The sequence below is a fragment of the Nocardia higoensis genome, assembly GCF_015477835.1.
In the GTDB taxonomy this organism is placed as follows: Bacteria; Actinomycetota; Actinomycetes; order Mycobacteriales; family Mycobacteriaceae; genus Nocardia; species Nocardia higoensis_A.
On record NZ_JADLQN010000001.1, the window covers coordinates 2,950,293 to 2,976,922 of the forward strand.

General features: G+C 67.4%; 25 protein-coding genes. 13 read left to right on the forward strand and 12 right to left on the reverse strand.

The features are described 5' to 3' along the window. Nucleotides 1-182: 182 nt before the first annotated feature. From IU449_RS13400 to sucC, 4 genes are all read right to left on the reverse strand, one after another. Nucleotides 183-1,835 carry a DUF6350 family protein gene (locus IU449_RS13400; protein ID WP_324188217.1) on the reverse strand — a complete coding sequence of 551 codons (1,653 nt, stop codon included), beginning with the start codon at nucleotides 1,833-1,835 and terminating at the stop codon, nucleotides 183-185. Nucleotides 1,836-2,048: 213 nt separating this feature from the next. Beyond that, a complete protein-coding gene (locus tag IU449_RS13405; RefSeq protein ID WP_195002099.1) occupies nucleotides 2,049-3,122 on the reverse strand; it encodes a DUF5336 domain-containing protein in 1,074 nt (357 codons plus the stop codon). A 351-nt stretch (nucleotides 3,123-3,473) separates the two neighbouring features. After that, complete coding sequence (sucD, locus tag IU449_RS13410; RefSeq protein WP_195002100.1) at nucleotides 3,474-4,388, reverse strand: succinate--CoA ligase subunit alpha; 915 nt, start codon at nucleotides 4,386-4,388, stop codon at nucleotides 3,474-3,476. Nucleotides 4,389-4,413: 25 nt separating this feature from the next. Then, on the reverse strand, nucleotides 4,414-5,580 hold the full coding sequence (sucC, locus tag IU449_RS13415; protein WP_195002101.1) for an ADP-forming succinate--CoA ligase subunit beta: 1,167 nt from the start codon (nucleotides 5,578-5,580) through the stop codon (nucleotides 4,414-4,416). 565 nt (nucleotides 5,581-6,145) lie between these two features. Here sucC and IU449_RS29845 point away from each other — a divergent pair. Further along, nucleotides 6,146-7,555: a M23 family metallopeptidase gene (locus IU449_RS29845; protein WP_416382142.1), complete on the forward strand. Its 1,410-nt coding sequence runs from the start codon at nucleotides 6,146-6,148 to the stop codon at nucleotides 7,553-7,555. 184 nt (nucleotides 7,556-7,739) lie between these two features. Here the strand turns inward: IU449_RS29845 and IU449_RS13425 are convergent, their stop codons facing one another. Together IU449_RS13425 and IU449_RS13430 are read right to left on the reverse strand one after the other, a co-directional pair. Next, a complete protein-coding gene (locus IU449_RS13425) occupies nucleotides 7,740-8,168 on the reverse strand; it encodes a hypothetical protein (RefSeq protein ID WP_195002102.1) in 429 nt (142 codons plus the stop codon). A 95-nt stretch (nucleotides 8,169-8,263) separates the two neighbouring features. Next, nucleotides 8,264-10,885 carry a UvrD-helicase domain-containing protein gene (locus IU449_RS13430; RefSeq protein ID WP_228803957.1) on the reverse strand — a complete coding sequence of 874 codons (2,622 nt, stop codon included), beginning with the start codon at nucleotides 10,883-10,885 and terminating at the stop codon, nucleotides 8,264-8,266. Between the two features lie 311 nt (nucleotides 10,886-11,196). Between IU449_RS13430 and IU449_RS13435 the strand changes: the two genes are divergently transcribed. Then, nucleotides 11,197-11,514 carry a chorismate mutase gene (locus IU449_RS13435; RefSeq protein WP_067853569.1) on the forward strand — a complete coding sequence of 106 codons (318 nt, stop codon included), beginning with the start codon at nucleotides 11,197-11,199 and terminating at the stop codon, nucleotides 11,512-11,514. A gap of 73 nt (nucleotides 11,515-11,587) precedes the next feature. Here IU449_RS13435 and IU449_RS13440 read toward each other — a convergent pair whose 3' ends face one another. Further along, nucleotides 11,588-13,039 (reverse strand): NAD-dependent succinate-semialdehyde dehydrogenase, encoded by a 1,452-nt coding sequence (locus IU449_RS13440; protein ID WP_195002103.1) that lies wholly within the window; start codon nucleotides 13,037-13,039, stop codon nucleotides 11,588-11,590. A 129-nt stretch (nucleotides 13,040-13,168) separates the two neighbouring features. On the opposite strand from IU449_RS13440, the gene pgi reads away from it, so the two are divergent. Continuing rightward, nucleotides 13,169-14,806: a glucose-6-phosphate isomerase gene (gene pgi, locus IU449_RS13445; protein WP_195002104.1), complete on the forward strand. Its 1,638-nt coding sequence runs from the start codon at nucleotides 13,169-13,171 to the stop codon at nucleotides 14,804-14,806. A gap of 6 nt (nucleotides 14,807-14,812) precedes the next feature. On the opposite strand, the gene IU449_RS13450 is transcribed toward pgi, so the two are convergent. After that, the gene (locus IU449_RS13450) at nucleotides 14,813-15,385 is read right to left on the reverse strand and encodes a potassium channel family protein (protein ID WP_195002105.1); all 573 of its coding nucleotides are present in this window, start codon (nucleotides 15,383-15,385) and stop codon (nucleotides 14,813-14,815) included. 213 nt (nucleotides 15,386-15,598) lie between these two features. Further along, a complete protein-coding gene (locus IU449_RS13455) occupies nucleotides 15,599-16,294 on the reverse strand; it encodes a nucleoside/nucleotide kinase family protein (RefSeq protein ID WP_324188218.1) in 696 nt (231 codons plus the stop codon). Nucleotides 16,295-16,385: 91 nt separating this feature from the next. On the opposite strand from IU449_RS13455, the gene IU449_RS13460 reads away from it, so the two are divergent. The 5 genes from IU449_RS13460 to IU449_RS13480 all read left to right on the forward strand — a co-directional run bounded on the left by IU449_RS13460 (nucleotide 16,386) and on the right by IU449_RS13480 (nucleotide 19,511). Beyond that, the gene (locus tag IU449_RS13460) at nucleotides 16,386-16,781 is read left to right on the forward strand and encodes a phosphopantetheine adenylyltransferase (RefSeq protein ID WP_195002106.1); all 396 of its coding nucleotides are present in this window, start codon (nucleotides 16,386-16,388) and stop codon (nucleotides 16,779-16,781) included. A 39-nt stretch (nucleotides 16,782-16,820) separates the two neighbouring features. Next, on the forward strand, nucleotides 16,821-17,525 hold the full coding sequence (locus tag IU449_RS13465) for a helix-turn-helix domain-containing protein (protein ID WP_195002107.1): 705 nt from the start codon (nucleotides 16,821-16,823) through the stop codon (nucleotides 17,523-17,525). Between the two features lie 130 nt (nucleotides 17,526-17,655). Beyond that, nucleotides 17,656-18,255 (forward strand): NUDIX hydrolase, encoded by a 600-nt coding sequence (locus tag IU449_RS13470; RefSeq protein WP_195002108.1) that lies wholly within the window; start codon nucleotides 17,656-17,658, stop codon nucleotides 18,253-18,255. 283 nt (nucleotides 18,256-18,538) lie between these two features. Next, on the forward strand, nucleotides 18,539-19,087 hold the full coding sequence (locus IU449_RS13475; RefSeq protein WP_195002109.1) for a DUF3558 domain-containing protein: 549 nt from the start codon (nucleotides 18,539-18,541) through the stop codon (nucleotides 19,085-19,087). A gap of 259 nt (nucleotides 19,088-19,346) precedes the next feature. After that, nucleotides 19,347-19,511 carry a hypothetical protein gene (locus IU449_RS13480; protein WP_195002110.1) on the forward strand — a complete coding sequence of 55 codons (165 nt, stop codon included), beginning with the start codon at nucleotides 19,347-19,349 and terminating at the stop codon, nucleotides 19,509-19,511. 143 nt (nucleotides 19,512-19,654) lie between these two features. Here the strand turns inward: IU449_RS13480 and IU449_RS13485 are convergent, their stop codons facing one another. The 3 genes from IU449_RS13485 to IU449_RS13495 all read right to left on the reverse strand — a co-directional run bounded on the left by IU449_RS13485 (nucleotide 19,655) and on the right by IU449_RS13495 (nucleotide 20,901). After that, nucleotides 19,655-19,993 (reverse strand): hypothetical protein, encoded by a 339-nt coding sequence (locus IU449_RS13485; RefSeq protein ID WP_195002111.1) that lies wholly within the window; start codon nucleotides 19,991-19,993, stop codon nucleotides 19,655-19,657. A 16-nt stretch (nucleotides 19,994-20,009) separates the two neighbouring features. After that, nucleotides 20,010-20,207 carry a hypothetical protein gene (locus IU449_RS13490; protein ID WP_195002112.1) on the reverse strand — a complete coding sequence of 66 codons (198 nt, stop codon included), beginning with the start codon at nucleotides 20,205-20,207 and terminating at the stop codon, nucleotides 20,010-20,012. Between the two features lie 361 nt (nucleotides 20,208-20,568). After that, the gene (locus IU449_RS13495; protein ID WP_195002113.1) at nucleotides 20,569-20,901 is read right to left on the reverse strand and encodes a hypothetical protein; all 333 of its coding nucleotides are present in this window, start codon (nucleotides 20,899-20,901) and stop codon (nucleotides 20,569-20,571) included. Nucleotides 20,902-21,112: 211 nt separating this feature from the next. On the opposite strand from IU449_RS13495, the gene IU449_RS13500 reads away from it, so the two are divergent. From IU449_RS13500 to IU449_RS13520, 5 genes are all read left to right on the forward strand, one after another. Continuing rightward, nucleotides 21,113-22,405, forward strand: a complete 1,293-nt coding sequence (locus IU449_RS13500; protein WP_195002114.1) for an XRE family transcriptional regulator — start codon at nucleotides 21,113-21,115, stop codon at nucleotides 22,403-22,405. Then, on the forward strand, nucleotides 22,402-23,277 hold the full coding sequence (locus IU449_RS13505) for a phosphotransferase family protein (RefSeq protein ID WP_195002115.1): 876 nt from the start codon (nucleotides 22,402-22,404) through the stop codon (nucleotides 23,275-23,277). Before IU449_RS13500 ends, IU449_RS13505 begins: the two co-directional genes overlap by 4 nt. A 387-nt stretch (nucleotides 23,278-23,664) precedes the next feature. Next, nucleotides 23,665-24,093: a DUF4189 domain-containing protein gene (locus IU449_RS13510; RefSeq protein WP_195002116.1), complete on the forward strand. Its 429-nt coding sequence runs from the start codon at nucleotides 23,665-23,667 to the stop codon at nucleotides 24,091-24,093. A 1,016-nt stretch (nucleotides 24,094-25,109) separates the two neighbouring features. Next, complete coding sequence (locus IU449_RS13515) at nucleotides 25,110-25,406, forward strand: type VII secretion target (RefSeq protein WP_195002117.1); 297 nt, start codon at nucleotides 25,110-25,112, stop codon at nucleotides 25,404-25,406. Beyond that, nucleotides 25,403-26,629 carry a DUF6973 domain-containing protein gene (locus IU449_RS13520; RefSeq protein ID WP_195002118.1) on the forward strand — a complete coding sequence of 409 codons (1,227 nt, stop codon included), beginning with the start codon at nucleotides 25,403-25,405 and terminating at the stop codon, nucleotides 26,627-26,629. The genes IU449_RS13515 and IU449_RS13520 overlap by 4 nt, the downstream gene beginning before the upstream one ends. Nucleotide 26,630 lies beyond the last annotated feature (1 nt).

Below are 26,630 nucleotides of genomic sequence, written 5' to 3' on the forward strand. Positions count from 1 at the left end.
ACGTCACCGCCGGTGATCAGCGTAGTCGGTGGCATGGACGATCCCGACGACCGGTCGCCGGGGCGTGCTGCGGCGGGTGGCACGCGCCCGAGGGGACGCGACAGCCTCGGAGGACATGCGGCGGAAAACGCCGCCTGGGGCGCGACTGGGCGACAGCGAGGAGTGCTCGCCGGTACGGCAGATCAGCGGGCGGCGTCGGGATCGACTACTTCGGCGTCGACGATGTCGGCGTCCGGTTCGCGGCGCGGTCGGCTGACAGCAGGAGGGTCGTCGAGGACTTCGGCCTCGATCGCGTCGGGATGATCGCGGTCGGCCTCATCGAGATCGTGCTCCGCGACGTCGTGATCGGGATCGTCGTCGTACTCGCCGTAGCCGTGATCGGGATCGTCGTCCTCGTAATCATCGCCGTCGTGGTGGTCGTCGTCGTGTTGGTGGTGGTCACCGTCGTAATCGTCGTCGTAGTGGTCGTCGTACTCGTCGTACTCGTCGTCGTAATCGTCGTCGTAGTACTCGTCGTCGTGGTGCTCGTCGTCGTGGTGCTCGTCGCCGTCATGCTCGTCGCCGTCATGGTCGTCGTCGTAACGGTCGTCGTCGCGACCGATCTCGTGGTCGGCACGGGAACCACCACGCCGGTCGTAGTCGTCATCGTCGTAGTAGTCGTGGCCGAGGTGCACCGCGCGGCGGTCCAGGACCAACCTGGCCGCGATCAGGCCGATCCAGCCGGTGACCGCGAGAAGGAGGAACGATGCCGCGGCGAAGACCACCAGGTCCAGGCCGACGTGGCCGAAGCCACCCAGTTCGCCACCCGCCAGGAGCGCCGCGGCGAGCAGAACGAGCGTCGTCCCGGCGGCGCAGACCAGAACCGACCAGGGACGGCGGATCTCGTCGTCACCGGTGCGGGCCAGATCGAGACCGGTGATCACCCCGGCCACGGCGGGCAGCGCCATCAGCAACGGCCACCACCCGGCGGCGGGACCGACGGGCAGCGCGGCCAGCACGGGCACGACGGGCACCGGGCCGCCGACCACCTCGAACAGGCTGATCGAGGCCGCACCGAACTGCACGGGCGCGCCCATCAGCATCCCGAGCGCGCCCACCACGACATTGGGGAAATAGACCAGCGAGAGCGCCGTCAGACCGAACACACCCCAGACATTTCCCGCGCTCGCATAGCCCTCCCCCATCGCCGACCAGTGCGCGAGCAGAGACACGACGGTCACCACCGCCGCGCACGCGAGCAGTCGCAGTGCGGCGCGTCCCGAGCAGCGCAGACCCGCCTCCACCCGGTCCGGCAGCCGAAGCAGGTCGACCACGTGCGGGATTTCCCGGCTCACCATGCCCGCGACCGCCGCGATCAGGTGCAGCGCGAGCACCAAGCCGAAGGCGCCGAGCGCGTTCGGCGAGCGCACCGGCAGAATCGCCGACGCGTCCTCCACCACGGCCAGACAGACCGCGGTGACCAGCAGCGGTCCGCCGAGCGCCGCGCCGAGCAGCCATCCGAGATCGGCGCGGGAACCGCCCGGCACCATGGCGCGGGCGCACTCGCGCGCCGCCGCCCACAGCAGGACGGCGGTGGGCAGCAACGGCAGCAGTCCCAGCGTGGTCTGGCCGATGGTCAGCGGAACCTGGTGTATCGCAAGCCAACTGCCGGCGATCGCGGCGGAGGTGCCCGCCATGCCGTCGCCGGAGGTCAGCAGCGTGAGCAACACCAGAACGGCGACCACCAGCATCGCCTGCGCCGCCGGACGGACCGCGACGAGCAGCAGCACCCGAGCCCGCTCCGGCGTCAGCGACAGGAATCCCGGCTCGTAGATCTCCTCGGGCCCGCTACGCACGGGCCGCTCCGGCTTCCCGGGAGGTTCCCCGGTCCAGCGAACCAGCGAGTTTCTGGGTGAGCTCATGGGAATTCAGCGTGGCAGCCTTCGCGACGGGATCGGGGCAGGCGCGCCGCGAGCACCCGCCCTGGGAACGGGCCGGGTGCTCGCGGGATACTTCTTCGACCGATCTGGTTCGGTAACAGGTACTTCGAGACCGGGTGGAGCGACGACCTACTTGTTGTTGTCGTCGGAGGGCCGGAACGCCGTGGTGGCGTCGGCGGCCGGGTCACCGCCGGTCTCGCCACCGAACGGCTGCCCCTGCTGACCGGCCTGCGGAGCCGAGGGCTGCTGACCGTAACCGCCGCCGTACTGCTGGCCGGACTGCCCGCCGTAGTGCTGGGTCGCGCTCTCGTCGGGACGCGGCTGCGCACCGCCCGCGTACGGCGAAGGCTGCTGCTGCGCACCGTATCCCGGCTGCTGCTGACCGTAACCCGGCTGCTGGCCGTAGCCGGGCTGGCTCTGCTGGCCGTACGGCGAGGCGGCCTGATGGCCGGGCTGGCTCTGACCATAGGGCGAGGGCTGCGCCGGGTACTGCGCCCCGGAACCGTAACCGGGCTGCTGGCCGTAACCCTGCCCCTGCTGACCGTAGCTCTGCTGCCCCGGCTGGCTCTGCTGGCCGTACTGTGACTGGCCCTGCTGACCGTAGGGGCCGTATCCACCCTGCTGGCCCGGGTATCCACCCTGCTGGCCTGCCGGCTGAGCGGGCTTGGGGGCGGGCGGCTTCAGGATGCCGGCGTCGAACAGCACCGCCGCGACCGCGACACCGGTCTGCACCAGGGCCAGGAAGATCAGCACCCAGGCGCCGAACTTCGCGCTGTAGCCTTCGGGCAGGGCGATGACCTGGAACAGCAGCGCCAGGAAACCGGCGGCCGACGCCGCGGCGGCAGCGCCCTTCCAATCCTGCTTCGGCAGCAGCGACAGGCCCGCCAACAGACCGCCGAGCAGCAGCAGGGCGAGCAGCCCGGCCATGCCCATACTGAACGCCGACTGCGAATCACCGGTGATGGTGGCGCCGTTGAAGGAGTTGGTGATCTCGGGCTGAGCGAACGGCAGGAACCCGAGCAGGAAGTTGAGCACACCGAGCGCGGCGACGCCGACCACCATGAAGAACGGCAGCCCCTTGGCCGCGGCACCCGCGGCGCTCGCACCGGCGCCTGCACCGGTCGGCTGCCCGGGGCCGGGTGCGGAAGGTGCGGAGGGCGTCGCGGGTGTGTTGTACCCGGAGCCCCCGGTCGGGTAGGACATGTCGTCGTCTCCTCGGTCGAGTTCGTGTACTTCGGCTGGATTACTTCTGACGCTACTGCACGCGCCCGCACCGGTCATCCTCACCCGAACGGGTCGTCCTCGTGCGCGGAAGCGGAAGGACCGCCTTCCGGTTACCCGAAAAGCGGTCCTTCAACAAGCTTTATCCGATCGAGTCCGAGCGGATGGTCACTGTGAGATCAGGCGGTGCTGGATGTGCCTGATCGGGGCGGCCTCGGTGGCGACGCTTCGCTACCACCTCCAGCCGCTGACCCGATCAGGCGGCGTTCGATGTGCCCGATCGGGGCGGCCTCCGTGGTGACGCTTCGCTACCACCTCCGGCCGCTGACCCGATCAGGCGGTGATCGACGCCTGCTCCAGGATCTCGCGCGCGAGGGCGGCGGTCTCCGAAGGCGTCTTGCCGACCTTGACACCCGCGGCCTCGAGCGCGTCCTTCTTGGCCTGGGCGGTGCCCGAGGAGCCGGACACGATGGCGCCCGCGTGGCCCATGGTCTTGCCCTCCGGCGCGGTGAAGCCCGCGACGTAACCGACGACCGGCTTGGTGACGTTGGCCTGGATGTAGGCCGCGGCCCGCTCCTCGGCGTCGCCGCCGATCTCGCCGATCATGACGATGAGCTTGGTCTCGGGGTCCTTCTCGAACGCCTCGATGGCGTCGATGTGGGTGGTGCCGATGACCGGGTCGCCGCCGATGCCGATGGAGGTCGAGAAGCCGAAGTCGCGCAGCTCGTACATCATCTGGTAGGTCAGCGTGCCGGACTTCGACACCAGGCCGATCGGGCCCTTGCCGGTGATGTTGGCCGGGGTGATGCCGACCAGCGCCTCACCGGGGGTGATGATGCCCGGGCAGTTGGGGCCGATGATGCGGGTCTTGTTGCCCTTTTCCAGGTTGTAGGCCCACGCGTACGCCGTGTCCTGCACCGGGATGCCCTCGGTGATGACCACGAGCAGCGGGATCTCCGCGTCGATCGCCTCGATGATGGCGTCCTTGGCGAACTTCGGCGGCACGAACGCGATGGACACGTCGGCGCCGGTCTCCTTCATGGCCTCGGCGACGGTGCCGAACACCGGCAGCTCGACGGCGTTGCCGGCCTTGTCGGTGTGCGAGACGGTGGTGCCGGCCTTGCGGGCGTTCACGCCACCGACGACCTGGGTGCCGGCCTTGAGCATGAGGGCGGTGTGCTTGGTGCCCTCGCCGCCGGTGATGCCCTGGACGATGACCTTGGAGTCCTTGTTCAGGAAGATAGACATGAGATTCGGTCCTTACTCGTCCGCGTCAGCGGGCGGCTGCCAGTTCGGCGGCCTTGTCGGCGCCTTCGTCCATTGTCTGAGCCAGCGTCACCAGCGGGTGCGCGGCGTCGGCCAGAATCTGCCGACCTTCTTCGACGCGGTTGCCGTCGAGACGCACGACCAGCGGCTTGTTCGCCTCGTCGCCCAGGATCTCGAGGGCCTTGACGATGCCGTTGGCGACCGCGTCGCACGCGGTGATGCCACCGAAGACGTTCACGAACACGCTCTTGACCTGCGCGTCGTTGAGGATGACGTCCAGACCGGCGGCCATGATCTCCGCCGAGGCGCCGCCGCCGATGTCGAGGAAGTTGGCCGGCTTCACACCGCCGTGGTTCTCACCGGCGTAGGCGACGACGTCCAGGGTCGACATGACCAGGCCCGCGCCGTTGCCGATGATGCCGACCTCGCCGTCGAGCTTGACGTAGTTGAGGTCGTTCTGCTTGGCCTTGAGCTCGAGCGGATCGGTGGCGTCGATGTCCGCGAACTCTTCGTGCTCCGGGTGCCGGAAGGAAGCGTTCTCGTCCAGGGTCACCTTGCCGTCGAGGGCGAGGATCTCGTCCTGCGGGGTGCGCACCAGCGGGTTGACCTCGACCAGGGTGGCGTCTTCGGCGACGAAGACCTCCCACAGCTTCTGGATGGTCACCGCGGCGGAGTCGAGCACCTCGGCGGGCAGGTGGCCCTGCTCGGCGATCGAGCGGGCGAACGCCAGGTCGACACCCTTGACTGCGTCGACGGCGACCTTGGCCAGGCGGTCGGGCTTGGTGGCGGCGACCTCTTCGATCTCCATGCCACCCTCGACCGAACACATGGCCAGGTAGGTGCGGTTGGCGCGATCGAGCAGGAAGGAGATGTAGTACTCCTCGGCGATGTCCTTCGCCTCGGCCACCAGGATCTTCTTCGTGATGTGGCCCTTGATGTCCAGGCCGATGATGTTCTGGGCGTGGGTGAACGCGTCCTCCGGAGTGGCGGCGTACTTCACGCCACCGGCCTTGCCGCGGCCACCGACCTTGACCTGGGACTTGATCATCACCGGCTTGCCGATTTCCTCCGCGATGGCGCGGGCGTCCTCGGCCGTGTCCGTGACGCGGCCCTCGGACGAAGGCACTCCGTGCTTAACGAAGAGCTCCTTCGCCTGATATTCGAAGAGATCCATGTACTCACCATCTCGTCTGCGTTGCTATGACAACGTCTTTGTTGGCGGCCCGACGTCGGAAGCGGGTCGGGTCGGACTCTAACCAGTCACATGGAGGGCCAATCGGCCACGTTCATCCTAAGTGGCGCAGGTCACGCACCATAAGGCAGGGCACGCAAAACCGCTGGCCAAGGCTACTGGCGAGTAGCTTGTTGGCGTGCAGCCAGGTAGAGCGGCCCGCGCCGGAGGCCCGCGCCGGAGCGTCGCGCGGAGACCGGAGACATTCTCACTTCCGTGCCCAAAACGCGGTGAGATATTCCACGCCGTTACGGTGATGAATCTCACATGCCGGGAGAGAAACGGCGCAGCGCTTGCGGGCGACGCAATCGCTTCGTTACCGTCATGCAGTCGATGTCACAACTATGTCACGACTCCCCTGTTCCAGAGGATGAGGAGGACGGCAAGCCTTGATGCAGCACAGCGCTCCGCAATCGGTGAGCCGTTCGATCGAGACACCCCCGACATCGTTCACCTGCCGTTTCATCGGCACAGTGACCAACTCCCGCTTCACGATGTGGTACTGCCGATGAGTAATCGCTCGACTCTCACCGAACTCGCTGCCGGCGCTTTCGCTTCCGGCCCTCGCTCACGCTCCGGTCACCGCTACCGCGACGACGATCAGCCCTTCATGCCGGCTGCCACACCGTTGCCCCCCTCGACGAATCACCATGCCGCCCCGGCCACCGCGGGTTTCGGCACGCATGCCGCGGGCAACACCGCCTGGGACGAGACCGCGGCCTGGAGCCAGTCGGGTGGCGCGTGGAACGAAGACGCCTGGAGCGAGGGCTCGGCCTGGCACGAGGGGCAGGACGGCGTTTCCGCGGCCTCCGAGGCCCCCGAGGCCTCCGCGTGGGAGCAGGACTCGAACGCGGCATGGCACAACGACTCCGCGTGGAACGACGGCTCGGCCTGGACCCAGGACGAGGCCCCGGCATGGCATCAGCAGGGCTCCTGGACCGACGGCGGCGCGTGGGGCGCCGCCACCACGGAGTCCCCTGAGGCGCAAGGCTGGCACCAGGAGGACCTCAGCCAGTGGCAGGGCACCTGTGACAGCGATGCCTGGGCCCGCCAGTCGCAGTATCCGGAAGCCGAGAACGGCTGGAATGCCGAGGAATCCGACCATGAAGGGCCCGCCACGGGCCTTGCCGCAGCGCCTGTCGCGCCCACCTTCGTTCCCGGTCGCGGCGCCGCCCGTCGCGGCGGCGCACACCGCGTCCCCGCCCCGCCCGGATCGCTGAAGGGCCGTGCCGCGGTCGTCGCCGTCGCCGCGGGCGCCGTCGTCGCCGCGGGCCAGGCCGCGATGGCCGCGCCGGGCCAGCCCTCCCAGACCATCGACTACGAAGCCGCCGGCCAGATCCACGAGATCGCCGCGCAATCGGTGAGCCTCGAAGACCCGACCGCCTCCTCCTCGTCCGCCGCGCCGCAGGTGCTCAACGTCTCCGCACCCTCGAATCTCGGCCAGTTCGACGAGATTCTGGAGAAGGGCCGCAAGTACGCCGAGGAGCTGGCCGCCGCCGAGGCCGCCAAACTCCGGCCGCTGTTCACTCAATTCACCTACGGCAACTTCACTTCCGGCTACGGTGCCCGCTGGGGTGTGCAGCATCTCGGCGTCGATATCGCCGCCCCCATCGGCACCCCGATCTACGCAGTGGCCGACGGCACCGTGCTCGAGGCGGGCCCTGCCTCCGGCTTCGGGATGTGGGTGCGGGTCCTGCACGACGACGGAACGGTCACCGTCTACGGCCACGTCGACACCGCAGTCGTCTCCGCGGGCCAGTACGTGATGGCGGGCGACCAGATCGCCACCGTCGGCAACCGCGGCTTCTCCACCGGTCCGCACGTGCATTTCGAAGTCTGGCTCAACGGTTCCGACAAGGTGGACCCGCTCCCCTGGCTGGCCAGCCGCGGTATCGCCCTCGGTCAGATCCGCAGCTGACCTTCGGTCGCCGACCGACCACCGAACACCCCGGAGCCCTTCAGCGCCGGGGTGTTTCGCTGTCCGGTCCAGTCACACAGCATTTTCGGCACACAGCATTTTCGGCACACAGCGTTCCGGCATACAGCGTTCCGGCACAGAGTGCCCGGCTCACCAGGCCCGTGCGGGCCGGGAGTCTTGTCGTTCAGGGCGCGGCCACGATCGCCAGACCGATCAACGCGATGACCTTGACCACCTCGAACGCGACGTAGTAGTAGTGCACGGTCGAGCGAGGCAGATCCTCTCCGGCGGCCAGCACCTGGTTCGACCGCCGGGTCAGCGGCGGCCGGATCGCCACGAGCTGGATCGCCAGCGCGGCCACCGCGACACCGAGCCAGACCCACACCGAGTTCGACGGTCCCAGCACCACACAGGCGATCAGAAGCAGTACTGCCCATACGGTTTCGGCGGTATTCAATGCCTTGAACACGATGCGACCGATGCCGAGGCCGAGCGGCACCGTGACCCCCGGCGCCCGGAACTTCAACGGCGCCTCGAGGAACGAGATGGCCAGGACCATCCCCAGCCACAGCATCGGAAGGAACCAGAGCAGGTGGTGCGCGAAGGTGTCCACACCTCGACGCTACCCAGTGACCATGGCGCGCAGAAGAGGCCCCGGACCAGGCCGAAGGACCCTTGCGGACCCCCCGGACTCGCTGTCGGCCGGGCTCAGAGCTTGACCAGAGTCCTGCTGTGCTGCGGGATGAGCCGGACCCTGCCCACGTCACCGCCGAAGTCGATGGTCACGGTCTGCATCGTTCCGACAGTGTCGACGGCGATCACCCGGCCCAGGCCGTACTTGTCGTCGCTGACGCGATCACCCACGGCGAGAACCAGAGTGGAGGTGGCGCGCCCCGCCTTGCCCGGCGCGGGCCTGGCCGGACCGCGTCCGCGCGTCCCGGTGCGTGACTCGGACCAGCCGTCGCCGCGGGTCCAGTCCCGCTCCATGTCGTCCGGGCCGCCGCGACGGCGCGGACCGGGCGAATTCGCGGGCTCGAGCCTGCGCCAGTCCATCAGGTGACCGGGAATCTCCTGGAGGAAACGCGATTCCGGGTTCGACACCGGCTGGCCCCAGCCGGAGCGGACCACCGCGCGGGTCAGGTAGAGGCGCTGCCTGGCGCGGGTGATGCCGACGTAGGCGAGCCTGCGTTCTTCGGCCAGTTCGGTGGGGTCGCCGAGCGCGCGCATGTGCGGGAACTGCCCATCCTCCCAGCCGGTCACGAAGACCACCGGGAACTCCAGGCCCTTGGCGGTGTGCAAGGTCATCATGGTGACCACACCGGACCCCTCGTCGGGGATCTGGTCGGCGTCGGCGACCAGCGAGACACGCTCCAGGAACGCCGCCAGCGAACCGGGCTCGGGCTCACCCTCGCCCTGTTCGGGCAGCAGCCCCTCTTCGCGCGCCGCCACCGCGGCGTCGTAGGCGCCTGCGCTGAATTCCCGCGCCACGCTGACCAACTCGTTCAAATTGTCCAGCCGCGCGCCGTCCTGCGGGTCGTCGGAGGCCTCCAGTTCGGCGCGATAGCCGGTGCGGTCGAGCACCGCTTCCACGACCGCGCCCACGTCGGGGAAGTCCGCGTCCGGCTGTTCGCCCGCCGCCCTGATCTCCTCGAGCAACGCGAGGAAGCCCGCGATGGCCCGCTGGGCGCGGGTGTTCAGCAGTGCCACTCGTCCCTCGGCGGCATCACGCAGCGCCGCGGCGAAACCGAGGCCGCGCTGTTCGGCGTGCACAGCCACGCATGCCTCCGCGCGATCGCCGATACCGCGGCGCGGGGTGTTGAGGATGCGGCGCATGCTCACCGCGTCTTCGGGGTTCTCCAGCACGCGCAGGTAGGCCACGATGTCACGGACCTCCTTGCGCTCGTAGAACCGGACGCCGCCGACCAGCTTGTACGGCAGCCCCAGACGGATGAAGGTCTCCTCCAGCGCCCGGGAGTTGTTGTTGGTGCGATAGAACACCGCGACGTCGTTGTAGTTCGCTTCACCCGCGTCGACCAGACGATCGATCTCGCGGGCCACGAACGCGGCCTCGTCGTGCTCGTTGTCGGCGACGTATCCGACGATCTGCTCGCCCTCGCCCGAATCCGTCCACAGCCGCTTCTCGCGCCTGCCCTGGTTGCGGGTGATGACCGCGTTGGCGGCGGACAGAATGTTCTGCGTGGACCGGTAGTTCTGTTCCAGCAGGATCGTCTCCGCGTCCGGGAAGTCGCGCTCGAACTCCTCGATATTGCGGATGGTGGCACCGCGGAAGGCGTAGATCGACTGGTCGGCGTCGCCCACCACGCACAGTTCGCTCGGCGGCACGGCGTGCTCGTCGACCGTGCCCTCCCCATTCTTCGGCGCGTGCCCGACCAACTCCCTGATCAACACGTACTGCGCGTGGTTGGTGTCCTGGTACTCGTCGACGAGCACGTGCCGGAAGCGGCGGCGGTAGTACTCGGCGACCTGTGGATGACTCTGCAGCAGGGCGACGGTCTCGCCGATGAGGTCGTCGAAGTCCATCGCGTTGGCCGAGCGCAGCCTGGCCTGATATTCGGCGTAGACGCGGGCGACGAGCACGGGCAGCTCGGAATCGGCGGATCCGGCGGCCTCGGCGGCGGCCCGTTCCGGATCGATCAGCTCGTTCTTGAGGTTGGAGATGGCGGTGGCGAGCAGGCGCGCGGAGTACTTCTTGGCGTCGATCTCCAGGTCACGGCTGATCATGGTCAGCAGGCGACGCGAATCGTCGGCGTCGTAGATGGAGAAGTTGGAGTTCAGTCCGGGCAGCAACGCCGCCTGGGTACGCAGGATCCGCACGCAGCTGGAGTGGAAGGTCGAGACCCACATGGTGACCGCGCGCGGGCCGACCAGCCCGGCGACGCGCTCGCGCATCTCGGCGGCGGCCTTGTTGGTGAAGGTGATCGCCAGGATCTCGCCGGAGGCGACGTCGCGGGCGGCCAGCAGATAGGCGATGCGCCGGGTGAGCACGGCGGTCTTGCCCGATCCGGCCCCCGCCACGATCAACAGCGGCGCCCCCGCGTGCACGACCGCCGCCCGCTGCTGCGGATTGAGTCCGTCGAGCAAGCGCTCCACCTGCTCGACGCGCTGCTGTTCCCGTTCGGCGCGGCGCCGGGCCTGCTCCTCGGCGGCCTGCGGGGCGCGCTCGCCGGCCGGCCCTCGCCCCTCGGCATGCCTTCGGGCCAGCTCATCGGCCCGCTGTTGCGCCCGTTCGGCCAGCGATCGGCCGGTAGAGTTCGGTTGGGGAGCACCCGAGGGGGGAGCTGTCGTCTGGGGAGCCGCCGTCATGTCCATTGCCCGTCCACGCTACCGGCGGACACCGACAGGCGCGACGCCCCATCCCCTCGACGGCCGTGCCCCGCAGAGTTGAAAAATGACATGTTTTGCATTGTTCGCAACCCGTGGCAGACTGGCCGTCGCGCATCGGCTGGCCACGATGCGTCCGTGTTGACGGTTCGTCGGCGACCGAGATCTCGAATCCGGTAGCTGAGCGCGTACTGCTGGGGGGAGTATGGAACCCACCAGGTCTGTTTCACGGTGAAAGAACGGGTCGGTAACGCGCCACACGCCCGCGCCGATCCAGGTTCTGACACGAGGAGATGAATATGAGCACCCCTGCCACGACCACCGGGTCGGATGCAGCGCAGCCCGCCGGATCCGACTCGGCGCTGCCGCAGTCGGAGGCGGAGATCGACAAGCTCCGTAAGGAGATCGACCAGCTCGACGCGGAGATCCTCGCCGCCATCAAGCGCCGTACCGAGATCTCCCGGCTGATCGGCCGAACCCGGATGGCTTCCGGTGGCCCGCGCCTGGTGCACAGCCGCGAGATGAAGGTGCTGGAGCGCTTCAGCGAACTGGGCCAGGAAGGCCACACCCTCGCCATGCTGTTGCTGCGTCTGGGGCGCGGTCGGCTCGGCAGGTGAATACCGGCGGAACTCACTCACGAGGGTCACGGTCCGCGATGGACCGTGGCCCTCGTTTCGTGCACGGGTTGCCTCAGAGCGCGATGTACTTCGTGGACAGGTACTCCTCGATGCCCTCGAAGCCGCCCTCCCTGCCGAAGCCGGATTCCTTCACACCGCCGAACGGCGCGGCGGGGTCGGAGATGACGCCCCGGTTCACCCCCACCATGCCCGTCTCCAGCCCCTCGGCGATCCGCAGCGCGCGGTCCAGATCACGGGTGTAGACGTAGGCCACCAGGCCGTAGCGCGTGTCGTTGGCGGCCGCCAGGCCCTGCTCCTCGGTGTCGAAGGTGACGATGGGCGCCACCGGACCGAAGACCTCCTCGCTCAGGATGCGCGCCTTCTCCGGCACTCGGTCGAGCACCGTGGCCGGGTAGAACCAGCCCGCACCACCCGGGGCGGAACCGCCGTGGAGGACCCGCGCGCCGAGTGCCACCGCGTCCTCGACGAGGTCGGTGACGGTGGCCAGCTGTTCGGCGTTGATCAACGGTCCGAGCGTGGTCTGGGGGTCGGCGCCCGGACCCATCCGCACCGAGTCCCGCACGGCCGCCACGAACTTGTCGGTGAACTCCTCGGCCACCGCACTGTGCACGTGGAACCGGTTGGCCGCCGTGCACGCCTCGCCGCCGTTGCGCAGTTTGGCCAGCATCGCGCCCTGCACCGCGGCGTCGACATCGGCGTCGTCGAACACCACGAACGGCGCGTTGCCGCCGAGTTCCATCGACGTGCGCAGCAGTTTGCCCGCCGACTGCTCGACCAGCTTCTTGCCGACCTCGGTGGAACCGGTGAAGGTGAGTTTGCGCAGGCGCGGATCGTCGAGCAGCGCACCGGTGACCGCGCCGGAGCGCTTGGTGGTGATCACCGAGAGCACGCCGTCCGGCAGGCCCGCCTGGGCACACAGCTGGGCGAGCAGCAGCATGGTCAGCGGCGTCTCGGAAGCGGGCTTGACGATCATGGTGCAGCCCGCGGCGAGGGCGGGACCGATCTTGCGGGTGCCCATCGCCAGCGGGAAGTTCCACGGCGTGATGGCCAATGCCGGTCCCACCGGCTGCTTGTGCACGACGATGCGCCCGGTCCCGGACGGCGCGTGCTGGTAGCGGCCGTGCACCCGCACCGCTTCCTCGCCGAACCAGCGGAAGAACTCCGCGCCGTAGCGCACCTCGTTGCGGCTCTCGGGCAGCGCCTTGCCCATCTCCAGGGTCATGAGCAGGGCGAATTCCTCGGCTCGCGCGGTGATCGCGTCGAACACCGCGCGCAGGATCTCACCACGTTCGCGGGCCGGGGTGGCCGCCCACTCCTGCTGCACCGCGGCCGCGGCGTCGAGGGCGCGCAGGGCGTCCTCCGGGGTGGCGTCGGCGACTTCGGTGAGCACGCGCCCGGTGGCGGGATCGTGCACCGGGAAGGTGGCGCCGCCGGTGGCGTCGACGGGTCCGCCGATCCACAGTCGCGTCGGGACGGATTCGAGTAGTTCGCGTTCGGACACCATGTCGCCAGCCTAGACAGCACGGACCAGCCTGGGCGGTGCCTTCGAGCGAGATATCCACATCCTCGCCGTTGTCCCCCGCAGCGGGCATTGCCCGTGCGCGCCCGCGCGACGGTGGGTAACCTCGGCGGCGTGAGCAGCGACATCACCGCATCGGCGGCCTGGCGGAAACTGCACGATCACCACGGCGTTCTCGCGCAACGGCACCTGAGGGAGCTGTTCGCCGAGGACCCCGGACGCGGCCGCGAGCTGACGGTACGGGTCGGCGACCTGCACATCGACTACAGCAAACACCGGGTCACCCGCGAAACCCTGGCGCTGCTCGTCGAATTGGCCCGCGAGTCGCAGGTGCCGGAGCACCGCGACGCCATGCTCGCGGGCGCGCACATCAACACCTCGGAGAACCGCGCCGTCGGCCACGTCGCGCTGCGCCTGCCCGAGGGCGAATCGCTGCGCATCGACGGCGAGGACGCGGGCGCGCAGGTCCACGAAGTACTGCGCCGGATGGGCGAATTCACCGACGCGCTGCGTTCTGGACAGTGGCGCGGCGCGACCGGGGAACGCATCCGCACCGTCGTGAACATCGGCATCGGCGGCTCCGACCTCGGCCCGGTCATGGTGCACCAGGCCCTGCGCCACTACGCCGACGCGGGCATCGCCGCGCGCTTCGTCTCCAATGTCGACCCCGCCGATCTCGTCGCCGAACTCGACGGCCTCGACCCGGCGACCACGCTGTTCATCGTGGCGTCCAAGACCTTTTCGACACTCGAGACCCTCACCAACGCGACGGCCGCCCGGCGCTGGCTGGTGGCCGCGCTCGGCGAGGACGCGGTCGCCAAGCATTTCGTCGCGGTCTCCACCAATGCCGAGCGGGTCGCCGCCTTCGGCATCGACACCGAGCACATGTTCGGCTTCTGGGACTGGGTCGGCGGCCGCTACTCGGTGGATTCGGCCATCGGCCTGTCGGTGATGGCGACCATCGGCAAGGAGCGCTTCGCGGAGTTCCTGGCGGGAATGCACGCCGTGGACACCCATTTCGCCACCGCCCCGCTGGAGGCGAACGCTCCGGTGCTGCTGGGCCTGCTCGGCGTCTGGTACTCGAACTTCTTCGGCGCGGAATCACGCGCGGTGCTGCCGTATTCGAACGACCTCGCCCGATTCCCCGCCTATCTGCAGCAGCTGACGATGGAGTCCAACGGCAAGTCCGTGCGGGCCGACGGCACCCCCGTCACCACCTCCACCGGCGAGATCTTCTGGGGCGAGCCGGGCACCAACGGCCAGCACGCCTTCTACCAGCTGCTGCACCAGGGCACCCGCCTGATTCCGGCCGACTTCATCGGATTCGCCCGCCCCACCAGCGATCTGCCCACCGTCGACGGCACCGGCAGCATGCACGACATCCTGATGAGCAACCTGTTCGCCCAGACCAAGGTGCTCGCCTTCGGCAAGACCGCCGAGGAGATCGCCGCTGAAGGCGCCGACCCGGAGGTCGTCCCGCACAAGGTCATGCCGGGCAATCGCCCCAGCACCACCATCCTCGCCCCGCAACTGACGCCGTCGGTCGTCGGGCAACTCATCGCCCTCTACGAACACCAGGTATTCGTGGAGGGAACCATCTGGGGCATCGACAGTTTCGACCAGTGGGGCGTGGAACTCGGCAAGCAGCAGGCTCTCGCGCTGGCTCCCCTGCTCAGCGCCGCCGAGGATCCCGATCCGCAGGACGACTCCTCTACCGACGCCCTCATCCGCTGGTACCGCGACCACCGCTAGCGCGGGTCAGGGCTCGCCTCCGCTCGTGTCCTCCTGCTGAGTTCGCCGATCGCGGCGACCGATCTCCCCCCGGGCGCGCACGATGCTCGACGTCATGACCGCGAGCAGCGTGCCGATCACGATCAGATCGAACACGATCTGGATCATGACGGCGATGCGCGCGCCCTGCCCGACGGCGTAGACGTCGCCGAAGCCGACAGTGCCCAGCGTGACGATCGTGTAGTACAGCGCGTCGGTCCGGGTGCTCAGGCCGTCGAACTGGCTCGGATCGTGGATCTCGAGCCGGAAGTAGAACTGGGCGAAGAACACGATCACCACCATGAGCAGCAGCAGGATGCCGTCGACCTGCTGGCCCGCGCCCTCCGGCGCGGCGAGATAGCGACGGATCTGGCGCGTGACCAGCCACAGCAGCCCGATCACTCCGACCAGGAAGGCCACCGTGGCCGACACGCCGCCCATCAGCGCACCGTCCGGTCTGCGCGCCACCGGCACGTTGTAGTAGAGCAGCAGTGCGCAGATCACCGCCGCGGCGTTGCGCAGCAGACGGATACGACCTGATGGTGGACGGGTCTCGGCCATAGGGTTCATGGTCCGCCCAGCGACCGCATATCCAGGGCATACGCGCCGAGGAGAACACGCACCGGCGGGATCGCGTAGATCCCGGGGTCGAGGCGGTCGAGCTCGGCCATACCCCACGCGCGGGCACGGTCAGCGGCAGCGGTTCGGGTCGAGTACCACACATCGCCGATTGCGGACCTGGTACCGGGTGTTCATCCCGTCGTTCGGATGTGATCAGGTCGGCTTTGCAAGCACCGCATAGCGGCCGCCCTCGGCCCGCAGGACCAGATCGGCGCGGGGACGGGTGGCCGCGACGAGATCGGCGTTTCGCAGGTCGCTGCTTGTGACCTTGTCACGCGCCGCCTCGTCGGTACGCCCACCGTCGAGGTGGCGCCGCAGCAGGCGCTCCGTCAGCACCGCACGTCCCGCGTCCAGATACCAGCACTCGTCCAGCAGCGCGCGCACCTCCGGCCAGGCCCCGAGGCCCGGGTCGTCGACGAGCAGGTAGTTGCCCTCGGTCACGACGATGCGCTCGGCGGCGAACACCACGCCCGCGGGAGTCGGTTCGTCGAGCGTCCGATCGAAGGTGGGCCACTCGACGGGCGCACCGAGCGGCAGGCCGCGCAGCCTCGCCAGGTTCTGGACGTAACCCGCGCTGTCGAAGGTGTCCGGCTCTCCCTTCGCCGCCCGCCTGCCCATCTCGTCGAGGCGAGCGTTGGGCAGGTGATAGCCGTCCATCGGCGCGATCTCGGCGATCCGCCGGCCCGCGCGAGCATTCAGCGCCGCGCACAAGCCGCCCGACAGCGTGGACTTCCCCGCGCCGGGCGGGCCGGCGATACCCACCAGGTACCGGCGATCCGTGGCGGACGCCCGCCCCTCCAGGGCGGCGGCCAGGGCCGCGATCGAGGTCTCCCGCACTGTGCCCGTCACCAGTTCACCGTAGGCGGTTCACGACCGCTCCGAACACTGAGACAGCAGGTTTTCGGAAGCGCGTTTCCATCGCCGCTTCGAGGATGACGACATGAGATGTCGTTTCGACGGACACGCCGCCGCCCTGATCGCGGTGGGAGTACTGAATGCGGTGCCCGCCCTGGGCGTGGTGTCGGTGCAGCGGATGCGCGAGGCCTACGGGCTCCATGCGGTGGACGAGAACGTCGGCCTGCTGCTGCGGCACCGCGCGGTGTTGTTCGGGGTGCTCGGCATCGGTCTGATCGTCGGTGCCCGGCGGCCGCGCTGGCGAGAGCCTGCGATCGCGGCCAACGCGGTGAGCCTGGTGAGCTTCCCTGCGCTCGCCGCCGCCACGGAGTCCGTCGCTCCACAGTTGACCCGGGTGGCGGCGGTCGATGTCGCCGCCGCGGCGCTGCTGGGTGGTGTATGGCTGTCGATCCGCCGCTCTCAGCGTCGGGGCGCACGCTGACGTCGACGCTGCGTGCCGATGTCGGGAATGATGGCTGGTATGGATGCCGGTTCGACGGGTCCGAAGATCTGGCTGTGGCCCGAGCAGGCTGTCTACGTCGGCCCCGCGCTACCTCTCGACCCGCACGCCACCGCTGTGGACTGCTATGCCCTCGGCATCGACGCACCGTTCGTCCTCACGATCGGCCGATCGAGGCTGCGGCTGCGCAGCACGCTGATCCCGGCCCGCACCCGCCACCACATCGACGCGGGCACGAGCCGAATGGTGTTCTTCTACAACCTCGCTCCCGCGCACACTCCGGCCCGCCCGCAACTGCGCGCGCTGCTCACCCACCTGACCGGCCCGCCGGACCCGTCGATCCTGCGAGACCTCATCGTCGGCGCCGTCCCGGCCGGCCCACCCGATCCCCGCGTCCGTAGCGTCATCCGCACCCTCTTCGCCGACCCGGCAGCCCCCCATTCGGCCGCCGACGCCGCCGCTGCCGTCGGCCTGTCACCATCGCGATTCCTGCACCTGTTCACCGAGCACACCGGAACGAGTTTCCGCCGCTACCGTATGTGGGCGCGGCTGGTGCGCTTCGGCGAATGCGTGGCAGTAGGCAGCGATTTCACCCGCGCCGCCGCCGACGCCGGCTTCGCCTCCCCGAGCCACTTCAGCGACACCTTCCGCGCCGTCTTCGGCATCACCGCATCCACGCTGCTCGCCCATGGCGTCGACATCGCGGCAGCATCCGGGCCGGCATGAGCCGGGACCGGCGACCACATCGCCCGTCGACGGCTGGTTCGCACCCGAGACCACTCCACCTCATCGTTCGTCCAACTGGCGACGACGAACGGCGGGCAGCGGTCGGGGCTTCATGTATACCGTGGGAATCATGACCGAGCCGCCGCGAACCCAGGTGCACAACGAGCGGACCATCTACGACGGAAAGCCATGGCTGACCGTCACTCGGAACGAGATCACCACTCCCGACGGCGTGCGCCGGTCTCACCATGCGATTCGCCTGAACACCGTGGCGACGGTGACCACGGTCGATGAGCACGGACGCGCGTTGCTCATGCGGCGACATCGCTGGGTCGTCGAAGCGGTCGGGCTGGAATCGCCGGGCGGAATCGTCGAACCCGACGAAGACCCCCTGACGTGTGCTCGACGGGAACTGCTCGAAGAGACCGGGTTCGACGCCGGACACCTCGACCTGGTGGCCGATATCGAACCCGTACCGGGCATGGTGCAGACCCGCCATTTCGTCTACGTGGGACACGACGCGCGGCAGGTCGCATCGCCCACCGATCTGGAGGAAGCCGCCGAACTTCTGTGGATTCCGTTGAGTGCCACAACAGACCTGCTCGCCGCGGGAAGGCTCCTCGGCACCGGTACCGCGATCGGAATGATGGCCGCGGCCATTCGTTACGGAGGCCGCGCGACAGCCGACGTGCCCGGGCAGCAAGCCGTGCCCGCGTTCGATCCGACATGAACTGAACGGACCTGATTGATCGATCCCCCTCGACTTCCGTGCAGATCGCCGGGCCAGGCCGGCTGCTGTGCCCCCGATCGGGCGAGTCGAGTATGCCAAGCATGCGAACCGGAGCGGGCGCCGCGCGTCGCGGCTCCACGATCGATGCTCGCGATTTCGCTGGATTCGCGGCGTCACAAAGGAACAGGGTGAAGTCGGATGCCGATTCGATCAGCCCGGTGAACCGCCAGGTGCCCCACCGTGTCCGATATGTTGACTGTGCTGTCGAATCCAGGGAGGGGACATGCACACCACCGCCTCCGCCGCACGCACCGCCATCGCCGCCGCCGCGATTCTCGGCCTGGTCACCGCGTGCGGGGATCTCGGCCTCAGCAGTACCGAGCCCGGCACCCCCACCGCGGCGGAGCCGGAGATGGACAACCTGCTCGACCCCTGCACCGACATCCCCGACGAATGGCTCATCGAACTCGGGCTCGACCCCTCCACCGAGCAGAACATCGTCAACCCGGACAAGGTCTCGTCCTGGCGGATCTGCGGGTGGGAACCCTCGGTCTTCAGCTACCGCATGGACCTGCTGTCCACCAGCCACACCATCGACGAAGCCCGCAAGAATCCAAAGCTCGAGATCCTTCGCGAGATCACCATCGGGAACCGGCAGGGACTCCTGAACAGGGACAAAATCGAAGCCGGTACATCGTGCTACGTCAGCATGCCCGCCGAACAGGGCATGTTCGAGATCGCCGTCGACTGGTTCGACGACAGGCCCATCGAGGAGGCCTGTGACCTCGCGATCGAACACGCCACCACACTTGAACCGCATCTACCGAAATAGCCGAACATTTCTCTGGGGGACTGCATGGCCGACACGGAATCACACCTGAAGACCTGGCAGGAATTCAAAGAGCAGGGTATCAACGGGGAATTCAAGCTTGATACCGAAATCGGCCAAGCCTTGTACAACCGTTGCGAAGAACTCCGGCGGCAACTGCTACGCATCAGGCGCGATGCCCAACGATTAGGCCGCCTCGCCGGCTACGGCGGCCTACCGTCGGCCAACGCCCTGAGGGTGAAGTTCGAGCAGAAGGCCACCGATGGCTCCCTACACGACCCCAACGACAACGTCCTCGCCCGCCGACCAGCACATCGAAATCGTCACCACCATGCGCGACGCCTACCAAGCCGCCATCGGACAGCTCCAAGCAGTCGATGAGGAGTCCAGCCGCAAGCTGACCGACCAAGGCGACGAAATCAACTGAGCGAAGCCTCTTTCCATCGATACACCAGTTTCAGCCCGGCCCATCGAGTCGGCCCGCCGAGCACCAGGTCGATGTCGACCACGCAGTGAGCCAGTGGCGCATCGGACGCACATTCGAGGGTCGCGGCCTCCGGATAGCCGACGCTAAGCGGAACTGATGTGTCGCATCAACTCATCGGAATCGGGTCCGGTCACCGAAACCACGACAGCAGGCGGACCGGCCGGTGTCGACTCCCCATGCGTCGAGCCGGGCACAATCGCAGCGGCCAGGTTGCGGATCTGCGTGTACGCCTCCCCGAGTCCATGTGCTTCGGCGTGCCGCCCGAGCAACGCCTGGTCGTCGTCGAGCAGGACCGCCAGCACGTCTTCCACCCCGAACCACCCACGCTGCCGCCGTTCCGCGAGTTCCGCGGCCTGACGCAAGGCGCGCAGCAGAGCGGGGGCAGCACCGGTCACGGTCGCTCGCGTTTCGTTCCTAGCCATGTGATGAGCTCCTTGTTCAGTGCGGGAGAATCTGAAGACCTGTGTAGAAGCCGCCGAAGCATGTCCGTGTGCCATCCATTTCGGCGATGATGACACCACCGCCCTCATGGGTGCACTGGGACTCGGTCACCGCGCCGGCGCGACCAGCCGAAGCGGTGATCGCGACGAGTGCGCCCAAGGCGGCGAGAACCAACCTGATCAGCAGAAACCTCAAGATTCATCCTTCCAGCTGGTCGAGTAGTCATCGGAAACGCGGTCTCCACTGTCCGACGGCCGCCATCGCCGGAGAGCCTCGGCCACCCGCACGAGGACGGCGGGCGAGACCCGAGGGACCGGCTTCGGCCGAGCGGACCTCGGTATGCGTTGCGGCAGCACGGTTCTCCTCAATCGTTGTCATGATCGGTCCGCGGCGCGACGGAGAAACTCGAGCGCCGTTCGCTTTCGCGGGCACGGCGGCTCACAGGCTTCGTGGATGACGACGATCCCGCTCGCCTGCGCCGCGTCGATCTGTAGAACGGTCGCGTCCTCGCACCCCTCTCCCACGGGACGATTCCGACCCCCTGCCGACTCGGCACTCATGCCCACAGCCCTCCGCGTCGCCTCTGTACCGGGTAGCGCGTCATCCCGGCGGCGATGAGCACGCTGAGTGCCGCCGCCTTCGCGCCGCAGCGCTCCGGGCTGCAGCACGCGTGCGCCCGAGCGACGCCACGCGCGGCGGCGACGGTGTAGGGGCGGAAGGGCGGGGCATGCCATCCAGACGGGTGGTCTCGGTCCATCCGGCCGGAAGGCGGTTCGAAGCCGTCGCATCTTCGCTCCGACCAGGCAGGTAGGACGCCGAAGAGAAGGATGAGCAGCGCGACGACGACCGGCGAGACAACCAGCCAGATGGACAGTTCGCTACTTACCATTACTTCTCTCCCCTTGAGAATCGAGGTGTCGCAGGGCACCGGAGACCACGTGCGCCGAAGCGCCTGGCAAGGCAGCGCACCGCGTATGGACTCGTCATAGTTTTCAGCGCCGCGCGGTATTTCAGCAGGGCAGATTGAGGGGCAGATCTCTCGGAACGGCTGTCGGCCCACCTGCAGTCGATAGAATTCGGCGGGACACCGAGGGGGTTTGATGTCGTCACCGAACCGGAAGTTGCAGCAGCGCAGAGAAGCAACTCCGTCGCCCGTCGTCGCCGGGCAGCCGATGAGCCGGGCAGAGTTGGCCGAAGCAGTCAACGACTACCTCTGGCGCGTTGACGGGCAGCGAAGTGATCTCGATGCGCATGCGATCGCACGCTACGAGCGGGGTGCGGTGCGATGGCCAGGGGCGCACTATCGCCGAGCGATGTGCGCAGTCCTTCATGCGACGGAGCGGGAACTGGGTTTTACAGCTCGCCGACACCGTGCAGACTTGGAGCGAGATGCGCTTTCTGTCAATGTGTTGAGTCCTTTCGATCCCGACGCAGCACTCCTTGCGACCAATGCCCGGTCCACCAGCGCGATACGAGTAGGCTGGGAAGACATCCACAACATCCGCAGCATCACCAGATCGATCGCTTCCATGGAGAATGCTCACGGTGGGGGCTCCGCCGCCGAGGTCGCTGCGACGCAGCTTGCGGCAGTGACACCGCTACTCGGCGGTCGAGTCGCGCCCGCAGCCCGCCACGCATTATTCGAGGCCGTCGGCAATCTCAGCGGAATTGCCGCGTACTGCGCATTCGATATCGGCGCTCATGCCACAGCCGAACGCCACCTCAGATTCGCCCTCTGGTGTGCCGACAGTGCCGGATCCTGGAACCTGCGGGCGGCGACCTTGGCCGATATGGCGCGCAGATCTGCCTATCTCGGCAATGATGACGGCGCGCTGTCCCTTATCGAACTGGCGCAGGTCCGTTCGGACCGGTTGACCTATACGACGCGCGCGATGCTGTCCACGATGCGTGCGCAGTTCCTCTCCCGACTCGACCGGTTCGATGAAGCGTCGTCGGAGGTTGCTCGCGCCGACGAGCACTTCATGCAGCGTGAACCCGAGAGGGACCCACCCTGGATGTGCTATTACGACCTCGCAGAGCACTTGGGAAGCGCCGGAAAAGCACTCATCCCTGTGGCCATGGCATGTAACGACGCCGAGCCGGCCGAGTCCCGAATCCGAGAAGCGATTCGCTTGTACGGCGAGCAATACCCGCGATCGCGTGTCTTCTCACGAATACGCTTGGCCACTCTGATCATGTGGATCGGTGATCCACGCCATGCCACCATGACGGGAATGATGGCAGTGGAAGAAGGCGCCCGATTCCGATCGCGACGCGTCCGGGACGAACTGCGGGGCATGGCAGATGCCGCGACACGTCATCGACGGATCCCCACGGTGGGAGCGCTTCTCGACACCCTCGAGCACGTGACGAAGGCCGAGATGCGCCCATGAGTCCAGCGACGGCGGAAATCCTCGTCCAAGCCGCAGCCGCTGTTCACATCGACGCGACCGACGCAATTCCGCTTCGGGTCGGCACCCACGCGACATTTCTGCTACCCGGCGGAATCGTGGCTCGCATCGGCGAACCGGGCAGCCGGCCGGTCGCCGTACGTGAACTGAGGATTTCCGCCTGGCTCAACCGGTCCGGCGTACCGACGGTCGAAGCCGCAGACCTGGATCAACCGATCGTCATCGACCACAGGCCGATCACCTGGTGGCGCTTCATCCCTGAACATCGGACCGCCACCCCGGCAGAACTGGCGACTGCCCTCCGCCGCCTCCACGCGCTCCCGCCGTCGACGACGCTCGAACTTCCCGCGCACGACCCCTTTGCCGAGATCCGGGAACACATCGATAGATCCACAGCCATCCCCTCCGAGGACCGCGCCTGGCTGCTGCGGCATGAGCAGGACCTACGACAACGCTATGTGCGCTTACCCTTGCCCGAGCGACCCTCCGTTATCCACGGAGACGCATGGCAAGGAAACGTGATCGTGCCCCCCTACGGGACACCGATCCTGCTCGACCTCGCCACAGTCGCCTTGGGCAGACCGGAGTGGGACCTGATTCCCATCGCGGTCGACCACACCGACTTCGACCGGCTGACCTTCGCCGACTACCGAGCCTTTGTCGACGCCTACGGCGGATACGACCTGACCCGCGCCGCCGACTTCCGCATCTTCGCCGATATCCAGGAGCTGCGCTGGACAGCGTTCGCGATCGAGCTCGCCGACCGCCGCGAGGACGCGCGAGCCGAATCCAGGCATCGAATCGCCTGTCTCCGTGAGCAAGTCGAAAGGCCATGGAGCTGGAGGGCGCTGTAAACGCGTGGGCCACTATGCGAGGCGTTCTCGCCACGACCACGCTGATCGCACCGAAGATCGCACCGGCCTTCTGCCAATCCGGCCCGCTGGGCGAGCTGGTGCCGCCGGACGCGGCGGTGCTGCTGTTGCCGACACCGGCGTTTCCGCCTGTGCCCGACGGTGTTGCCACCTATATCCCCCTCTGCGGCGGGATCGTCAGTATCCGGCGACCACTTTGCCGTATGCGTGCGTCCGTACGTACCGAATCAGCCAGGCTGCGTTCATCGGCTCGATGTACTGCGGGGCCGTATTCGGGGCCCGGCGGCTCGAATTGCGCAGGCGGCAGGCGGGTGGTTTGCTGAGCGGTTCCGAACTTCCGGAACAGGGTTTCAAAGGAGAGAATTTCGAATGAGTTTCATGGGGAAGGCCGGCTTCGCCGTCGCGGCGCTCGGTCTCGCGGCCGGCTCGGTGTTCGGTGCCGGCCAGGCGGAGGCGGCGAGCCTGCACGGCGCGATCGCCTTCAGTCCCGGACAGTGGACCTACGAGTCGAGTTTCGACTGGCCGACCTCGCAAGAGGCGCACGAGGTGGCGTTGGCACGTTGCGGCTACGACGACTGCGAAGTGGCGGTGTCCTGGGCGAATGGATGCGGGGCACTGGTGTGGAACAAGGAGGGCTGGGTCGCCGCCGCTTGGGGACCCACCCGCAGCGAGGCCGTGCGTAACGCCATCGACAAGCTGGCCGAGGGTGTGCCGCTCGCCCGGCTGGCCAACTTCGGCTCGTCCGACCTCAGCGGCACCAAGGTCGTCGAGGTCGTCTGCACCTCGAACGCACACTGAGGCGTGCCCTTGGCGGACGCGGGGTAGGTCGGGCTGATCGCGTCGAAGCGGTTGGACCTGACGCGCGGTCAGGAGATGTCGCGGAAGAAGGTGCGGATGTCGTCGCCGAGCCGGTCCGGCTCGGCGACGAGGCGTTGCTGGATGGACTGAGGAAACCGGTGTCATCGGCAATCAGCACCGCGTCCCGCTCTTCCAGCCGCCGGACCGCGTAGCTGCGGGCATCGTCGCAATTGTCCTCGTGGACACTGGGCACGCTGATAGCCGACCTGTTACACGGATTCGGCCCACCTCGGAGCGGTTGCGCCGCAAGATGTTTCACACAGCTGGTGACTCAGCACCAGAGGCCGTCCCCACCACGGGTAGCGCTCCACCTCTACGTCACGCCATGAACACATCCCATAAAGACGGTATACATTCTCGGGCGGGGATGTCGCCGTGAGCCGTCCCGAAGGAAGCAGCGGGCAGGGTGGGGTGTGAGTATGGAGAGAGACGACTCCGAGTTGGATCGGCAAATCGCGTCGGTGCGAGGTGAATCGACCTCGGCTGACCGAAGTGTCGCGATCGAAACCGATGCGGCTGGTCGGATCACGCGGCTCTACGTCGCCGACTACGCCATGGACGACGGACCGGCCCGCCTGGCCGCGACCCTCGTCGACCAGCACCGAGCGGCACACACCGCAGCGCGGGACCAGGCGGCGGCGGTCCTCGGCTCCGGCTCGGGAGGCCGCCATGAGTGAGGATCTCAACGAGATTGCCCGGCGTGTAATCGAACTCGACAGAGCGGTCGAGAGCGTCCGCGGGGAAGCCCACTCACCGAACGGTGCTGTCCAGTTGGAGGTCGACCTCTACGGTTCCATCACCGGCCTCCGATTGACAGATTTCGCGATGGAACGCGGCCCGGAGCAGTTCGCGCGACTTGTCGCGGATTGCCAACGGAGGGCACACGAGATGGCTGTCGCGAATGCGCGCCGAATCCACGAGTCCGTTCGTCGGCAACAGGCTTCACGAGGTGCGTGGTGAACGTCGATCCGGTCGCCATGCGAGAACTCGCCACGAGTTTGCGATGGCAGGCGGGGCTCATCGAAGGCCATCAACCGCTGGCGAAGAGTACGCGCGACGGCGCACGCGACGGGATCGTGAACTCCCAGACGTTCACGCGAGTGCAGGAGGTGCTCGAGGCTCTGGACCGCGTCGTCCGCTATCACGCGAGCCAGATGCGAACGGTCGCCGATGAGATCGACACTGCCGCGACTACGTACGAAGCTCGTGACAACGCGACGGCGAAATCGATCGAACAGGCGGGCCCACGGTGACCGATGAAACTCCATTTCGGATTTCCATTGTGCGCGAATGGACAATCAGTCCTGCCGAACGACTGCCGACGGAGTTGGGCTCGCTGGCCGATACCATCGAGACCGACGTCGAAGCAGCCAACCGTGACGTACAGAACTCACGCGACTACTTCGACAGCGCGGCGGGCGATGCGATGCGCGCCCGATTCGAGACCGAACGACGGCACGCACTCGCGACCGTCGATGCGATCGACTCGATGAAAGCGCCGATCCAGCAGGTCGCCTCCATCTTCCGGACCGCGAAGTCCACTGTCATCGACACCATCCGACTGATCGAGGCATCCGAATACGAACTCTTCTACACCGACGACGGTCAGGTCTTGTCGAAGAAGTCGGTAATGGACTGGATGGACGACAGCCTGCTCACCGGAATCACGAAGGCATACGCCGTCGAGCGGACGCGCCGCGGGTTCCAGTCAGCTCTGCAGGGAGCATTGAACGACATCTGGACGGCCGACCTCGAGTACAACGCCAAGATAAATCTCGTACTGGAGGAACTGCCGCAGCAGGTCCGCGAAGCACTGATCACGACTCCGAGCGATCCCGAACTGGCTCGTATCCTCCAGGAGTATCAGGTTTCCGCATCCGACACGACGGTGGTATTCCCGTCCGGTGCCCTGCTCGACATGATCCGGACCTTCAAGCCGGATATCGAGCCCAAGGCGATGACGCAGGAGGAGGCGCTGGCGCTGATCCAACTCGCCGGTACACCGCCGGAGGGTGTGTACAACCTGAAGAAGTTCTACGACATCCAGGATGAGGCCACCCTGGCGGCTGAAACTGCTTTTCCCAATCTCTCCTTTGATGAGAACAAATTCTCCCTGGCCGACGGGCACTCCGATGCTTTCCGCCACATGTATTGGAATGCTCGCATGACCCAAGAGTTCGGCCCGGAGTGGACAAGCACTTTCGCCGGCGCCCATGAGATGATCGGGAGCAACCCCGCAGCACGCGAGGCTATGGATCTCTACAACAACGAAGTGGGCCGGAGTATCGGCGCACAGAGTATGGATGCGAGCCCGGAGGAGTTGCAGCAGAAAATTCTCGCGGCGATCAACGACAACAAGGCGATTGTGATACAAGACACTCCCGACGGTGGTCAGATCGCTCTCAGCAACACGGTGATTCCGGGAGGAAACACTATTCTGCCCGGGGCCGACATTCCGATGCCGAAGGGAAACTGAT

Bases quoted from the DNA above. Each gene is read 5' to 3' on its own strand.
- IU449_RS13430 (WP_228803957.1), bottom strand. From the start codon at position 10,885: ATGGACATGACGGCGGCTCCCCAGACGACAGCTCCCCCCTCGGGTGCT.
- IU449_RS13505 (WP_195002115.1), top strand. From the start codon at position 22,402: ATGAGTCCAGCGACGGCGGAAATCCTCGTCCAAGCCGCAGCCGCTGTT.
- IU449_RS13495 (WP_195002113.1), bottom strand. From the start codon at position 20,901: ATGGTAAGTAGCGAACTGTCCATCTGGCTGGTTGTCTCGCCGGTCGTC.
- IU449_RS13485 (WP_195002111.1), bottom strand. From the start codon at position 19,993: ATGGCTAGGAACGAAACGCGAGCGACCGTGACCGGTGCTGCCCCCGCT.
- IU449_RS13435 (WP_067853569.1), top strand. From the start codon at position 11,197: ATGAGCACCCCTGCCACGACCACCGGGTCGGATGCAGCGCAGCCCGCC.
- IU449_RS13480 (WP_195002110.1), top strand. From the start codon at position 19,347: ATGGCTCCCTACACGACCCCAACGACAACGTCCTCGCCCGCCGACCAG.
- IU449_RS13450 (WP_195002105.1), bottom strand. From the start codon at position 15,385: ATGGCCGAGACCCGTCCACCATCAGGTCGTATCCGTCTGCTGCGCAAC.
- IU449_RS13440 (WP_195002103.1), bottom strand. From the start codon at position 13,039: ATGGTGTCCGAACGCGAACTACTCGAATCCGTCCCGACGCGACTGTGG.
- IU449_RS13465 (WP_195002107.1), top strand. From the start codon at position 16,821: ATGGATGCCGGTTCGACGGGTCCGAAGATCTGGCTGTGGCCCGAGCAG.
- IU449_RS13500 (WP_195002114.1), top strand. From the start codon at position 21,113: ATGTCGTCACCGAACCGGAAGTTGCAGCAGCGCAGAGAAGCAACTCCG.
- sucD (WP_195002100.1), bottom strand. From the start codon at position 4,388: ATGTCTATCTTCCTGAACAAGGACTCCAAGGTCATCGTCCAGGGCATC.
- IU449_RS13475 (WP_195002109.1), top strand. From the start codon at position 18,539: ATGCACACCACCGCCTCCGCCGCACGCACCGCCATCGCCGCCGCCGCG.
- IU449_RS13470 (WP_195002108.1), top strand. From the start codon at position 17,656: ATGACCGAGCCGCCGCGAACCCAGGTGCACAACGAGCGGACCATCTAC.
- IU449_RS13460 (WP_195002106.1), top strand. From the start codon at position 16,386: ATGAGATGTCGTTTCGACGGACACGCCGCCGCCCTGATCGCGGTGGGA.
- sucC (WP_195002101.1), bottom strand. From the start codon at position 5,580: ATGGATCTCTTCGAATATCAGGCGAAGGAGCTCTTCGTTAAGCACGGA.
- IU449_RS13405 (WP_195002099.1), bottom strand. From the start codon at position 3,122: ATGTCCTACCCGACCGGGGGCTCCGGGTACAACACACCCGCGACGCCC.
- IU449_RS13510 (WP_195002116.1), top strand. From the start codon at position 23,665: ATGAGTTTCATGGGGAAGGCCGGCTTCGCCGTCGCGGCGCTCGGTCTC.
- IU449_RS29845 (WP_416382142.1), top strand. From the start codon at position 6,146: ATGAGTAATCGCTCGACTCTCACCGAACTCGCTGCCGGCGCTTTCGCT.